General features: G+C 52.9%; 16 protein-coding genes. 13 read left to right on the top strand and 3 right to left on the bottom strand.

Features of this window, described 5'->3' with window-relative positions; translation table 11 throughout:
* Nucleotides 1-5 precede the first annotated feature (5 nt).
* Nucleotides 6-359 (bottom strand): ZapG family protein, encoded by a 354-nt coding sequence (locus tag CBE72_RS07910; RefSeq protein WP_100143076.1) that lies wholly within the window; start codon nt 357-359, stop codon nt 6-8.
* 169 nt (nt 360-528) lie between these two features.
* Here CBE72_RS07910 and zapE point away from each other — a divergent pair, with 169 nt between their 5' ends.
* The 9 genes from zapE (at nt 529) to CBE72_RS07955 (ending at nt 8,947) form a co-directional block, all read left to right on the top strand.
* Nucleotides 529-1,623 (top strand): cell division protein ZapE, encoded by a 1,095-nt coding sequence (gene zapE / locus CBE72_RS07915; protein WP_100143077.1) that lies wholly within the window; start codon nt 529-531, stop codon nt 1,621-1,623.
* Nucleotides 1,624-1,921: 298 nt separating this feature from the next.
* A complete protein-coding gene (rplM, locus tag CBE72_RS07920; RefSeq protein WP_025009334.1) occupies nt 1,922-2,350 on the top strand; it encodes a 50S ribosomal protein L13 in 429 nt (142 codons plus the stop codon).
* Between the two features lie 14 nt (nt 2,351-2,364).
* Nucleotides 2,365-2,757 carry a 30S ribosomal protein S9 gene (rpsI, locus tag CBE72_RS07925; RefSeq protein WP_025009335.1) on the top strand — a complete coding sequence of 131 codons (393 nt, stop codon included), beginning with the start codon at nt 2,365-2,367 and terminating at the stop codon, nt 2,755-2,757.
* Nucleotides 2,758-2,873: 116 nt separating this feature from the next.
* Nucleotides 2,874-3,062 (top strand): DUF2065 domain-containing protein, encoded by a 189-nt coding sequence (locus CBE72_RS07930; protein ID WP_100143078.1) that lies wholly within the window; start codon nt 2,874-2,876, stop codon nt 3,060-3,062.
* A gap of 65 nt (nt 3,063-3,127) precedes the next feature.
* Complete coding sequence (locus CBE72_RS07935; RefSeq protein ID WP_100143079.1) at nt 3,128-4,423, top strand: adenylosuccinate synthase; 1,296 nt, start codon at nt 3,128-3,130, stop codon at nt 4,421-4,423.
* Nucleotides 4,424-4,536: 113 nt separating this feature from the next.
* Nucleotides 4,537-5,157, top strand: coding sequence for a tetratricopeptide repeat protein (locus CBE72_RS07940; protein WP_025009338.1), 621 nt, complete (start codon nt 4,537-4,539; stop codon nt 5,155-5,157).
* A 46-nt stretch (nt 5,158-5,203) separates the two neighbouring features.
* A complete protein-coding gene (rnr, locus tag CBE72_RS07945) occupies nt 5,204-7,618 on the top strand; it encodes a ribonuclease R (protein WP_100143080.1) in 2,415 nt (804 codons plus the stop codon).
* On the top strand, nt 7,619-8,356 hold the full coding sequence (rlmB, locus tag CBE72_RS07950) for a 23S rRNA (guanosine(2251)-2'-O)-methyltransferase RlmB (RefSeq protein ID WP_100143081.1): 738 nt from the start codon (nt 7,619-7,621) through the stop codon (nt 8,354-8,356).
* A gap of 9 nt (nt 8,357-8,365) precedes the next feature.
* Complete coding sequence (locus tag CBE72_RS07955) at nt 8,366-8,947, top strand: hypothetical protein (protein ID WP_100143082.1); 582 nt, start codon at nt 8,366-8,368, stop codon at nt 8,945-8,947.
* 26 nt (nt 8,948-8,973) lie between these two features.
* Here CBE72_RS07955 and CBE72_RS07960 read toward each other — a convergent pair whose 3' ends face one another.
* Nucleotides 8,974-9,717, bottom strand: a complete 744-nt coding sequence (locus CBE72_RS07960) for a DUF481 domain-containing protein (RefSeq protein WP_100143083.1) — start codon at nt 9,715-9,717, stop codon at nt 8,974-8,976.
* A 205-nt stretch (nt 9,718-9,922) separates the two neighbouring features.
* Between CBE72_RS07960 and rpsF the strand changes: the two genes are divergently transcribed.
* Genes rpsF through rplI form a run of 4 tightly spaced genes read left to right on the top strand, consistent with a single transcriptional unit; the run spans nt 9,923 to nt 11,360 of the window.
* The gene (gene rpsF / locus CBE72_RS07965; protein WP_025009342.1) at nt 9,923-10,324 is read left to right on the top strand and encodes a 30S ribosomal protein S6; all 402 of its coding nucleotides are present in this window, start codon (nt 9,923-9,925) and stop codon (nt 10,322-10,324) included.
* 8 nt (nt 10,325-10,332) lie between these two features.
* Nucleotides 10,333-10,638 carry a primosomal replication protein N gene (gene priB, locus CBE72_RS07970; protein WP_028779665.1) on the top strand — a complete coding sequence of 102 codons (306 nt, stop codon included), beginning with the start codon at nt 10,333-10,335 and terminating at the stop codon, nt 10,636-10,638.
* 11 nt (nt 10,639-10,649) lie between these two features.
* On the top strand, nt 10,650-10,877 hold the full coding sequence (rpsR, locus tag CBE72_RS07975; RefSeq protein ID WP_025009344.1) for a 30S ribosomal protein S18: 228 nt from the start codon (nt 10,650-10,652) through the stop codon (nt 10,875-10,877).
* Between the two features lie 30 nt (nt 10,878-10,907).
* Nucleotides 10,908-11,360: a 50S ribosomal protein L9 gene (rplI, locus tag CBE72_RS07980; protein WP_025009345.1), complete on the top strand. Its 453-nt coding sequence runs from the start codon at nt 10,908-10,910 to the stop codon at nt 11,358-11,360.
* 297 nt (nt 11,361-11,657) lie between these two features.
* Here the strand turns inward: rplI and CBE72_RS07985 are convergent, their stop codons facing one another.
* On the bottom strand, nt 11,658-13,859 hold the full coding sequence (locus CBE72_RS07985) for a S46 family peptidase (protein WP_100143084.1): 2,202 nt from the start codon (nt 13,857-13,859) through the stop codon (nt 11,658-11,660).
* Nucleotides 13,860-13,871 lie beyond the last annotated feature (12 nt).

Genomic DNA, 13,871 nt, shown 5'->3' on the forward strand with positions numbered 1-13,871 from the left:
AAAGATTAATTCTGCTCTGCTCTGAGCGAGGGCGTAGTTTCAACCTGGTCATCAGCATCATTGGTACTTGTTTGCATAAATGGCAAGGGGGGCAGTTGTTCCTCTTTGGCCAGTCTTTGGCTGCCTTGATTCCAATGCTGATTGAGGCGATTGATCTGTTCTGTCAGTTGTCCCAATAGTGCTCGCTGTTCGGCCAGATGATCACTGACTTCCTGCTTGTGTTGGCTCAATTCCATCTTGCTGCGCTCTATGGCTGCCCCTTTACTGCTCTTGCCGAGCCCGCGGCTGACCAAGGTCTTGCCGATATAACCCAGTATCAACCCCAGAATAAAAGCCGCAAATACCAGTGGCCATTCCATATCGACTCCTTAAATTTGTCTTTGTGTCTTGCTGCGCTTGCCCTATCCCGTGGGGATATGGGCAAAATATACCCCGAGCTAAGGTCTCATGATACCATTTGCCGCCCCGACTCTGTTACGTGAGTTAGGTTAGGTACCCATCAAATAAGGTTAAAAGAGAAGAATTCAAGTGTCGCAGTTAACCCCCTGGCAGCATTACCAACAAGATCTCACCCGTGATGATTTCAGCCATGACCCGGCGCAGGAACAGGCAGTACGGGCATTGCAGCGTGTTTATGATGAGCTGCAACGGCCGCAAAAGTCAGCTTGGCGTGCTTGGTTTAGCCGTGAAAAAAACGCAAAAGTTCAAGGGCTTTATCTATGGGGCGGTGTCGGGCGCGGCAAGACCTATCTTATGGATACCTTTTTCGATGCATTGCCGGGTGAGCAGAAACTGAGGGCGCATTTTCATCGCTTTATGCACAGAATTCATCGGGAACTGGACGAACTCAAGGGAACCCGGGACCCGCTGTTGGTAATAGCCAAACAGATGGCAGCACAATATCGGGTGATCTGCTTCGATGAGTTCTTTGTTTCGGACATCACAGATGCCATGTTACTGGGTACGCTGTTCGAGGCCTTGTTCAAGGAGGGTGTGGTCTTGGTTGCTACCTCCAACATAGTGCCGGATGACCTCTATAAGAATGGTTTGCAGCGGGCCAGGTTTTTACCAGCCATCGCCGAGATTAAGGCCAACTGCCAGGTGCTGAATGTCGATTCAGGAATCGACTACAGACTGAGGACCCTGGAGCAGGCTGAGATCTACCATCATCCTCTCGATGAAACGGCCGAATCCAACCTACAACGTTATTTCACCCAACTGGCGCCCGAGTCAGAAGTCTCTGAAACACCGCTGGAAATCGATGGACGCAGCATAGTGATCCGCAAGCAGGCTCAAGGTGTTTTGCTGGCCGACTTCCGCGCACTGTGTGATGGACCTCGCAGTCAGCGGGACTATATGGAACTGGCACAGCTGTTTCACACCGTGTTGCTCAGTGGCCTGGAACAGATGGGCGCCCAGCAGACAGGGGATGATATCGCCCGCCGGTTCCTGGCGCTGGTGGATGAGTTCTATGAGCGGCATGTGAAACTGATTATTTCGGCCGAGGTTCCGCTCGAGCAGATTTACACAGATGGGCAACTGAGTTTCGAGTTCCGCCGTTGCCGCTCCCGCCTGATTGAGATGCAGTCCCGGGATTACCTGGCGTTGGAACATCTGCCTTAGGTAAGAGCAAAATCCGTTTTGCCATAGAAAATTCAATTAAATAGGCATGGTCAATAAGGCTTGAATAGCGGCAGAGCGATGACGGCTCGAAAAAGATCACCTTTTGCGGCGAGATATTAAAAAGCAGGTGATTTTTAGTTCAGCTTTGACTATAATCCGCCACCTGCCCACGTTACTCCGCCGATTGGGCGGATTTAAAAGCCAGTTTCTTTGCTCGAAGGGGCAGAGTAAGGCATTTTTGTGTTATCTGCATCCGCAGGTAGCATGTGACAGAATTTAACTTTGGGTTTTTGTAATAATGAAGACTTTTACTGCTAAGCCAGAAACTGTAGCTCGTGACTGGTACGTTGTTGATGCCGAAGGTAAGACCCTGGGTCGTATCGCCACTGAAATCGCTCTGCGTCTGCGTGGCAAGCACAAGGCTGAGTACACTCCTCACGTAGATACCGGTGACTACATCATCGTGATCAACGCCGAGAAAGTAACTGTGACCGGTAACAAGGCTGCAGGCAAGACGTACTACTCGCACTCAGGCTTCCCAGGTGGCATCAAGCAAATCAGCTTCGAGAAGCTGCAAGCTCACAAGCCAGAAATGATCATCGAGAAAGCAGTCAAGGGTATGTTGCCAAAAGGCCCTCTGGGTCGTGCCATGTTCCGTAAGCTGAAAGTTTACGCTGGCGCAGAGCACAACCACGCTGCACAACAACCTCAAGTTCTTGATATCTAAACGGGATTAAGCAAATGGCTGCAACTCAGTACTACGGCACTGGCCGTCGCAAAACTTCAACTGCTCGCGTATTCGCTAAAGCAGGTAGTGGCAACATCGTTGTTAACCAACGTCCTCTGGATGTTTACTTTGGTCGTGAAACCGCTCGTATGGTTGTTCGTCAACCGCTTGAGCTGGTTGAAATGACTGAAAAGCTGGACATCTATGTAACTGTTAAGGGCGGTGGTATCACTGGCCAAGCTGGCGCTATCCGTCACGGTATCACCCGTGCTCTGATGGAGCTGGACGAAGCTCTGCGTCCTACTTTACGTTCTGCTGGTTATGTAACCCGCGATGCTCGTAAGGTTGAGCGTAAGAAAGTTGGTCTGCGTAAAGCACGTCGTAAGCCACAGTTCTCCAAGCGTTAATATCGCTTTCGAGATACCAAAAACCCAGCATATGCTGGGTTTTTTTATGGCTGAGATTTATCCCTAGCAGCCCTGTATACTCAGGGTTGTTGTGGCAGGTTTAAATGGGGTGAAACATGAGTTGGCAACTACTGTTGATGGCCTTGGGTTTGGTATTGATCCTTGAGGGGATAGGGCCCTTGTTATTCCCTAATCGCTGGCGCCGCTATCTGCTGGAGGTGGCTTCTCAACCGACAGCCATCATGCAACGCTTGGGTGGCGCTCTGGTTGTTGCAGGAATCGTCATATTGATTATTTTTTCATAAATACTTGCCCCTTCCATGTCAATATCTGTTAGAATCCTGCTTTAACCGCAACCTTGCAGCAAACAATGGGCAAAAATGTAGTTGTTCTCGGCACTCAATGGGGTGACGAGGGAAAAGGTAAGATTGTCGACCTTCTGACCGAACAGGCAAAATTCGTAGTCCGTTACCAAGGTGGCCACAACGCTGGTCATACTCTGGTTATCGATGGTGAAAAAACCGTTCTTCATCTGATCCCCTCAGGCATTCTGCGCGATAACGTCAAGTGCATTATCGGCAACGGCGTGGTTTTGGCGCCCGATGCTCTGATGAAAGAGATCGGCATGCTAAAAGAGAAAGGTATTCCGGTAGAGGAACGCCTGCTGATCTCTGAAGCTTGTCCTCTGATCCTTCCTTTCCACTGTGCGCTGGATATCGCTCGCGAAAAAGCGCGTGGTAATAAGGCTATCGGCACTACAGGACGCGGCATCGGCCCGGCTTATGAAGATAAAATTTCCCGTCGCGGTTTGCGCGTAGGGGATCTCTTCAATCCACAGCTGTTTGCCGAGAAGCTGAAAGAAGTGATGGCCTATCACAACTTTATGCTCACCGAATACTATAAGTGTGAAGCTGTTGATTACCAGAAGACTCTGGATGAAGCACTGGCACTGGCAGACTATCTGAAAGGTCTGTGTGTGGATGTCACCGAATTGCTGGATCAAGCCCGCAAGAATGGCGACAACATACTGTTTGAAGGCGCTCAGGGCACATTGCTGGATATCGACCACGGTACTTATCCATTTGTAACCTCTTCCAACACTACCGCGGGTGGTGTGGCAACAGGTTCCGGATTTGGCCCACGTCATCTGGACTATGTCTGCGGCATCATCAAGGCTTATACCACCCGTGTGGGTGCCGGCCCATTCCCGACTGAACTGGAATGTGAAATCGGCGATCACTTGGGAACCAAGGGCCAGGAATTTGGTGCGACAACCGGTCGTAAGCGTCGTCCGGGTTGGTTGGATATAGTGGCTATGCGCCGCGCGGTTCAGATCAACAGCATCAGTGGTTTCTGCCTGACCAAGCTCGACGTTTTGGACGGCTTGAAAGAAGTGAAGCTCTGCGTAGGCTATCAGCACCCAGACGGTACTGTGTCCAATGTGACCCCGCTGGCGGCTGAAGGCTATGAGCACGTTACTCCTGTGTATGAAACCATGCCAGGCTGGAGTGAAAACACCTTTGGTGCCACTTCACTGGAGCAACTGCCACAGGCAGCAATCAACTATATCAAGCGGATTGAAGAACTGCTGGAAACACCTGTCGATATCATCTCAACCGGGCCAGACCGGAATGAGACCATGATTCTGGTGAATCCATTCAGTTAAGTAAAAAGGCCGCCTAAGCGGCCTTTTTCGTTTATGGGGCTTACACTGTTTGCCCTTAAGAATTGGGTTATACTGCCGATGAAAAGACAGTCTATTTGTCATCAGGACAGCTTATGTTGCGTATAGCCCTATTACTCTTGTTAGTAACCAGTGCCAATGTGTTGGCCGAAGAAACCAAGGCCGTGGATATCTACAGCCAGGAAGAACTGCTGGAGCTTATTCGCAGCAAGCAATACCTGACCCGGGTCAAAGCCGATGACTGTCAGCTGGTGCAGGATATTGAGGCGCGCGCCGAAGTGCTCAAGCAGCCGTTGTACCAGTACCTCTGGGGGGAGATGCTTAATTTTGGCATCTGCGTCAAGGCCAATCCACCCAGAGGAATATCGCTGCTCAGGGATGCCGCCGAGCAGGGCAGTGCCGAAGCCATGGTGCGCATTGCCGAGTATTATAAAGATGGCAAGTTTGTACTGCAGGACAAAGAACGTTCGGTGCAGTACCTGTTACCCGCTGCCGCCAACGGTGACCTACCGGCCAGAATGATGCTGGTCGAGCTGTTTGCCAAGGGTTATGGCAGCCCAAGGGATTATGTCTTGGGGTATCACTGGCTCTACAACCAGGTGTTCAGCGATGAACAGACCCAGCAAGACGCCAAAAGATTATTGCAGCTGTTAGCGGCTAAAATGCCCGCCAGTCAGGTGGAGAAGGCCAAAAAGGAACATCTGCAAAGCCGTTAATTAGCTTGTCGCACTGGATGCGACAACGAAAAAAATTGGAAATTGAATGATAAAAGATCCTCATTTTGAGCGAGAACAAGATAAGTACGACAACCCCATCCCCAGCCGGGAATTTATATTGGAATATCTGCGCTCGCAGACCTCTCCCCTGAATCGTGAGCGGATCGCCACGGCCCTCAACATCTCCGACGAAGAACAACTCGAGGCGCTGCGGCGTCGGCTGCGTGCCATGGAGCGCGATGGTCAGCTGGTATTTACCCGCGGTCAGTGTTACGGCCTGCCGGAGCGGATGGACTTGATCCAGGGCACTGTGCTGGGCCACAGAGATGGCTATGGCTTCTTCCGTCCCGATGAAGGCGGTGATGACCTGTTTATCAACCATGGTGACATGCTCAGATACTTCCATGGTGACAAGGTGTTGGCGCAAAAGGCCGGAGTCGATCGCAAGGGGCGCCGCGAAGCCCGCATAGTGCGTCTGGTCGCTGAGCGAACCGCCGCTCTGGTAGGGCGTTTCCATGTCGATTGCGGCATGGCCTTTGTTATTGCCGATGATAAGCGTATTACCCAGGAAATATTGATAGACAACGCCGATCGCAACGGCGCCCGTCAGGGCGATGTCGTGGTGGTGGAACTCACCCGCAGGCCGGGGCGCTATGTCAAAGCCGCCGGTAAGGTGGTTGAAGTGCTGGGCAAAGAGATGGCACCGGGCATGGAGATAGAAATTGCCCTGCGCAACTATGATCTGCCCCATACCTGGTCTGCCGCCATCGAAAAGAAACTGCGCAAAATATCCGATGAAGTGCAGGAAGAGGACAAGGTAGGTCGAGTCGATCTGCGACAACTGCCCTTGGTCACCATAGACGGTGAAGATGCTCGCGACTTTGACGATGCCGTCTATGCCGAGCGCAAGCGCAGTGGCGGTTGGCGCCTGTGGGTGGCCATTGCCGATGTCAGCTATTATGTGCGCACTCAATCCGCGCTGGATCAAGAAGCCCGTGCCCGAGGCAACTCTGTGTACTTCCCGTCACAGGTGATCCCTATGTTGCCGGAAAAACTCTCCAACGGCCTGTGTTCCCTGAATCCGGGAGTCGACCGCCTCTGTATGGTGGCCGAGATGACAGTATCGGCGGCGGGTAAGTTATCCGGCTACAAGTTTTATCCGGCGGTGATGCATTCCCACGCCCGTTTCACCTATACCCAGGTGGCGGCCATGCTGGAAGGCGAAGAAGGCCTGGAAGAGCATAAGCCTTTACTGCCGCATCTCAAGGTGTTGCAGGAGCTGTATCTGGCGCTCGATAGCCAGCGGGCCAACCGTGGTGCCATCGCCTTTGAGACGCTGGAAACCCAGTTCATCTTCAATGAGCAGCGCAAGATAGACAAGATAGTGCCCAGAGCCCGTAACCAGGCGCACAAGATCATCGAAGAGTGTATGATCCTCGCCAACGTGGCGGCGGCTAAGTTTGTCAAAAAGCACAAGGGTGAAGTCCTCTATCGGGTGCATGAAGCGCCATCCGAGCAGAAGCTGACTCAGTTCAAGGAGTTTCTGGCTGAGCGAGGGCTCTCCATGGGCGGCGGTCTCGAACCCGAACCCAGTGACTACCAGGCGCTGATGGAAAAAGTACAAGGTCGCGCCGATGCCGAACTCATTCAAGTGATGTTGCTGCGCTCCATGCGTCAGGCGACTTACACACCGGACAATGAAGGTCACTTTGGTCTGGCGTTGGAGGAGTATGCTCACTTTACGTCGCCCATTCGCCGTTATCCTGACTTGGTGTTGCACAGGGTGATCCGTTACCTGCTCGCCAAAGAGCGTGGCGCAGCGAGCGACAAGTGGACCCCGGACGGCGGCTATCACTATCAGCTCGATGAACTGGATCAGCTTGGCGAAGAGTGTTCCAACACTGAGCGCCGCGCCGATGAAGCTACCCGGGACGTCTCCGACTGGCTCAAGTGTGAGTTTATGCAGGACCATGTGGGTGACACCTTCGATGCGGTGGTGGCTTCCGTCACCAGCTTCGGGCTGTTTGTGCGCCTCAATGATTTGTTTATCGACGGCTTGGTGCATATTTCCACCCTGGGCAGCGACTACTTCCAGTATGATCCCATGCGCCAGCGCCTGATAGGTGAGCACTCAGGGCAGATCTACCAGATTGGTGATGCTGTGACGGTCAAAGTCGCCTCGGTCAATCTGGACGACAGGCAGATAGACTTGCTGATGGTGGACGAAGAGGGTCGCAGCCAGCGCCGTAAAGGCCGCAGTAAGAGTAAGCCGTTGACCGCGCGGGAAAGGGTCAATATTGAAGGAGCCCGCCGCTCGGCCAAGGCACAGAAACCGGCAGGTAAAGGGAGCGCCAAGTCTAAGTCCACAGGCGCATCCGCCAAGAGCAAATCAACCAAGGCTGCCGGCAACGCCGGGGCGAAAAAGCCCAAGGCAGCCAAACGAGTCAAGAGAAAGAAGTAAATGAAAAAACAGGAACTGGTGTTTGGCATTCACGCGGTCGAGTCTTTGCTGAAACACGCTCCGGAGCGGGTGCTGGAAATGTGGCTGCTCAGCGGTCGTCAGGATGACAGGGTCAAGCCCTTGTTGGAGATGGCGGCTCAGTGGGGCATTCGCGCCCAGCAGGCATCTCGCAAGACACTGGATGACAAGGCCGAAAGCACTCAGCACCAGGGGATCATCATCCGGGTGCGTCCGGCCAAAGTATTGACCGAAAACGATCTGGAAGCCTTATTAGACAAGACGGAATCGCCATTTTTGCTAATCCTGGATGGTGTCACAGATCCCCACAATCTGGGGGCCTGTCTGCGAAATGCCGATGCGGCCGGAGTTCACGGCGTCATAGTGCCTAAAGACAACTCCGTGGGACTGACGCCGACCGTCAGCAAGGTGGCTTGCGGCGCGGCCGAGACAGTGCCGCTGTTTCAGGTGACCAACCTGGCGCGTACCATGAAGCGTTTGCAGGAACGGGGTGTGTGGATTGCCGGCACTGCAGGCGAGGCCGACAGCACTCTGTATCAGGCTGACCTCAAGGGGGCTCTGGCTATTGCCATGGGCGCCGAAGGCAAGGGGCTGAGACGCTTGAGCCGCGAAAGCTGCGACACCCTGATCTCTATTCCTATGGCGGGCAGTGTTTCCAGTCTGAACGTGTCGGTGGCGACCGGTATCTGTCTGTTTGAAGCCGTGCGTCAGCGCCTCTAATTGCCGAGTATGACTAGCCCTCTTTGGAATACGGGCGGCGAGCTTCACGGCCGCGCCAGCCCGAATCTCATGCAACTGCAACAAGGCTATCTGGGTGAAATCTATGGCATGGCGTTCTTCGAGCGCCTCGGCCAGGATTATCATTCTCAGGTAACCGAGAGCCAGTTAACAGAAATCCACTTAACTGAAAGCCTCTTAACAGAAAGCCTCTTAACAGAAAGCCAAGCCGTGTTTTCTCTATTGTTCAAGGTGGAGCAATATACTGCCGAGGCTTTGTTGAAACTGCTGCCTGAGCTGGCAACTCTGGACGAGGCGTTGCAGGAGCAAGTGCGCATGCAAGCGCAAAAAGAGGTGGACAGTTGGCTTAAGCTTTCCTGGCATGAACTGCTTGCGGCGCTGCGCCTCTGGGTCGAACCTTACCAGCAAAAATATGCCAAGTGGGCGGATGATGCCGAGAGTAACTCTGAGTACGGCGTAGCCTTTCGTCTGTTGGAGCGGCATGAAACCGCCATCTATCTCTATCTGCAGGCGCTTGAGCGCGGTGACAAGCACGCCGCGTTAATCCTGGAGCGTTTTCTTGGAGCTCTTTAGTTGAAAGAGCTCTTCAAGTGCGGAAATTACTGGAAGGTATAGAGCAAGTTGAAGGTGGTGATGGTATCTGTCTGCTTACTGCCTTCCGGCACCACTTCTGTGTATTTAACGTTGAAGCCTATCTTGAAGGCCCAGTCCTGAAACAGGGTGTTTTTATAACCCATGTCCAGAGCCAGAGTATTGTTATTTTCGCCTACCTCGGCGGTCAGGTCGGCAGTGAAACTGGTGTACTCGTGGATCTTCTGCTCAAACTTGGCCGCGGTTCGTAGGATCACATCTTTCTCGGCTACAGGATCCGGCGCCGCGTCAGTTTCTATTGGCATGTTGTATCGATAACCCGGGCCGACTTCGAGACTCAACTTGGTTCGGCGGGTGCTGATGGCATCGAAACCATAACCACTGGAAACCGTGTAGATCTCTGTGTAAGAACCGAACTTGTCCCAGATGAATTCACCGCGGCCAAAGATATAGCCACCGTTGAGTTTGTAGTTGGACTGCAGTTGCAGATTGTACTTCTCGGCGGTGGTTTTTTCAGAGTCAGAGGCGAAATAAGCCTTGAGGGTTCCTTCCTGTTTGGCGTTTTCCGTGTCGTAAACCAACTTGGTACGACCGTTGAAACTGCTTGAGTCTGTGTTACCTGTGTTGAGCTGAAAGCCGGCCTCAATCTCAGCGGTGAAGTCGCTTGGAGGCTCGCGATAATCCGGCGGCACCAGGGCCCAGGCCGAAGTCGGTAGCGCAAACAATAACGCCAATACAGAGGATCTTGTCATTATTCTTGTGTCTTTTGCTGTGACTGCCATAAATTTAGCGCCACATAATACCTGCTCATGGGGCCGAGGCAAAGTTATTGCTTGAGTTTACCGCGGCCTTTATGTACTATTTCGCGCCTAATTCAGTCACATTAATTTTCGTTCCTTGCCTCCATTTGGTCTGACTGAGCCAACCACGAGGCTAGATAACCGTAAGGAGCACTAAATGCGTCATTACGAAATCGTATTTATGGTTCACCCTGATCAGAGTGAACAAGTACCAGGTATGATTGAGCGCTACACAGGTGTTATCACCGAAGCTGGCGGTCAAATCCATCGTTTGGAAGACTGGGGTCGTCGCCAACTGGCTTACCCAATCCAGGATCTGCACAAGGCTCACTATGTTCTGATGAACGTTGAGACCACTGCAGAGTCTGTTGAAGAGCTGGAAACTGCTTTCCGTTTCAACGACGCCGTTCTGCGTAGCCTGGTGATGCGCACTAAAGCTGCCATCACTGAAGCATCTCCAATGGCCAAAGCTAAAGACGAGCGCGATTCACGTCGCAGCGCCGTTAGCGAAAAAGCTGCTGAAGAAACCCAAGAAAACGCTGAAGCAAGCGCTGAGTAAGTTTTTCTGTGACCACCAATCACTTGGTGTTGTCCGGTACCGTCATTCGGTCCAGACACTTTGATAGCCCGGCTGGAATACCTCACACGGTACTTCAACTGGAACACAGGTCGCAGCGTTTCGAGGCCGATTTGCCCAGAAACGTCTACTGCCAACTTCAAGTGATATTGAGTGGTGAACGCTTCAAGAGCGTAGCAGACAAGCTGAAAGCGGGTGTGGATATCCAAGTCAGTGGTTTTCTGGCTCTACAACAGAGTCGCAATGGCCAAAGCCGACTGGTGTTACACGCCGAAAATGTCGAATTGAAAAATTAGGAGACTGTCAAATGGCACGTTATTTCCGTCGTCGTAAGTTCTGCCGTTTCACTGCTGAAGGTGTTACGGAGATCGATTACAAAGATATCGCTACTCTGAAAAACTACATCACAGAAAGCGGTAAGATTGTTCCAAGCCGTATCACTGGTACTTCTGCCAAGTATCAGCGTCAACTGGCTCGCGCTATCAAGCGTGCTCGTTATCTGTCACTGCTGCCATACACTGATCTGCATCAGTAATCGGCACTGTTCTAGCTAGAGGAATTGATAATGAACGTTATTCTGCTTGATAAAATCGCAAACCTGGGCAACCTGGGTGACCAGGTATCAGTTAAGGCCGGTTACGCTCGTAACTACCTGCTGCCAAAAGGCAAAGCTGTTGTTGCCAACGCTGAGAACGTAAAAGTTTTCGAAGCTCGTCGTGCTGAGCTGGAAGCCAAGCTGGCTGCCGACCTGGCCGCTGCCACTGCTCGTGCAGAGCAGATCTCTGCTCTGGAAGCGGTTGTTATCGCTTCTAAAGCCGGTGACGAAGGCAAGCTGTTCGGTTCTATCGGTACCCGTGACATCGCTGATGCAGTAACTGCTGCTGGCGTTGAACTGGCCAAAGCCGAAGTACGTCTGCCACTGGGTGCTCTGCGCACTACTGGCGACTTCGAAGTTGAAGTTCAGCTGCACACTGAAGTAAAAGCGGTAGTTAAAGTAACTGTTGTTGCTGAAGCTTAATCCCGGCTTTTACTAGAAAAACACCGCCTTCGGGCGGTGTTTTTTTATGCCTGTTTGGTCGCTGAGTGCCTCGGGGGGCCCCCCTTTTTTCTTTGCCTGCGAATGCCCAAATCAAGCACCTATTACCAGCACACCTTCACTACTATATAGTCACTTGTTCACGTCGCTATTACAGCGGCATTGATTGAAGATTTGTAATCTCTGGTAGAACCGCTGCTGACTTGATTGGCGATGACTACAGAGACGAAAACACCCGCCGGGGCGGGTGTTTTCAAGGGTATTGCAGACTAGTGGCTATCAGTTGCGCACCAGTTCCAGCTCTTTGAGCAGGTTGTCGGCATGATCCACTTCATCCATCATCCACAGAATGTAGCGGATATCCACGTGTACGGCGCGGGTGATGGTGGGGTTGAAGTACCAATCTTTGGTGATGGCTTCATAGGTGGAGTCAAAGTTGAGGCCAACCAGTTCGCCCTTGCCGTTAAACACGGGGGAGCCTGAATTGCCTCCTGTGGTATCTACGCTGGAGAGGAAGTTAACCGGTACAGAGTTGAACTCGGCCGGGTTATCCAGGCAGGAGAACAGGCGGCACAACCAGCTGCGGGGATCCTGATACAAGTGCTGCACGTTATGCTCGCCCAGTCGTCCCTGCTTGATGGCATCCAGCAGCTTCTGCGGTGCATTGTAGGGCTCGACACCTGTGTGCTTGGCGACTATTCCTTCCAGCTTGGTAAAGGGTTGCTTGTAGAGCGCATCACGGGACTGATAGCCATCGACCATACCATAGCTGATCCTTAAGGTGCCGTTGGCATCCGGATAGACAGGCTTACCCATGGCCTTGTTATAGGCGATGATCGCCTTCATGTAGGCGGGGCGGGCGATGGACAGCTTACCAGCCAGTTCCTTGTCGGCTTTTTCCTGCGCCATATTGGTGTCGTACAGGGCTACTGCCATACGAATGAAGGGATCGCTGCTGCTCTCGAAGGCTTCCGGCTTGGCCTGCATCCAGTCGAGGCGTTTTTCTGGGTCGGTCAGCTCGGTCAGGGCATACATGCCTTCGAGCTTGTCGCCCAGGCTGATGCCTTGCTCGGGTGTCAACAACTGATCCATCACGGCGACCCGGTTATCCTGCGCCAGGTAGGCGTCGATATCCATCTGCCATAGGGTCTTGTCGACGCTGATATCGAAGCTGGAGTCAAGTCGCTTGAGACGGGCGGCGAACATCTTCATGTCACGCTCTTGATAACCCGCTTCGCGCTCGGCATCCGGCTTTTGGTTTTCTTTGGCCAGGCGATAAAGCTGCTTGGCGGTGCCGAGCAGGGCACTGGATTGAGCGTTGTCAAAATAGTAGCTCTGCTGATACTTGTGTTGTTGCTCGGCCAGCAGTTGTTCGAGCTCGCTCAGTTGCGCCATCAACGGCTGTGCGTCTTTATCTTTGGCCAACCAGTCGCGGAAGGCATTTTCCTCGACCTGCTTGATGGCGGCGATGTCTGTGGCGTGGAAGCCATCCAACAAGCCGTTGAGTTTTTTCATCCGGTTGGCCATGCCGGCCAGAGTACCGGCATACTTGATGGCGATATCCTTGTCGGAAGCGCCCATGCCCTCAATGGTGTCGATTTTGGCCTGATAGCGGGCGGCTTGGGTCGGATAGAGCCAGTCGCTGGCGAATCTCAGCTCTGAGGTCAGGCGGTAGCGGCTGGTTGAACCCGGGTAACCGGCCACAAACACGCCATCACCGGCCTTAACGCCATCGGCATTGACCTTGAGGAAGCTCTTGGGCTGATAAGGCACGTTATCCTCGGCATAGGCTGCCGGTTTGCCATCCTTGCCGACATAAGCCCTAAGGAAGGTAAAGTCGCCGCTGTGACGAGGGTATTCATAGTTATCTATGTCGCCACCGAAACCGCCAACACTCTCGGGTGGCGCATAAACCAGGCGCACATCGCGAATAATCAGCTGTTTGATCAGGTAGTATTCAAGTCCATTGTGGAAACTACGTACTGAGCAGCGGTAGTTGTCGTCGGCTTCACACTCTTTGACCAGCGCCTTGCTGTTGGCCTGGATGGCTTCATAACGCGCCAGTGGCTCGGTCGGCAGGTTGGCCGTTATCTTATCTGTGACATCTGTGACCGCCTCGGTGACATAGAGGCGCTCGTTGGGACCGGCCGAAGGCTCCAGGCGTTGCTCTTTGGCCAAAAAGCCATCGGCCAGATAGTTGTGTTCTTTGGTGCTGTTGAATTGGATACCCCGATAGGCACAGTGATGGTTGGTGACAACCAATCCTTGGGGTGAGACGAAACTGGCGGTACAATAGCCGAGGCCCACCACGGCGTTCATGGGATACTTTCCGAGATCGGCCAGTTGCTCTGCCGGGATGGCGATGCCGCGCTCACTGAGCTTGTCGGCAATAGAGGGCATTTGGTAAGGTTGCCACTGCCCTTCATCGGCTATGGCGAGGCCAGAGGTCAGCGCCAAGGCTGCAGCCAATGCATTGCGCATGTTCATTCCTTA

The sequence above is a fragment of the Shewanella carassii genome (assembly GCF_002777975.1).
Lineage (GTDB): Bacteria > Pseudomonadota > Gammaproteobacteria > Enterobacterales > Shewanellaceae > Shewanella > Shewanella carassii.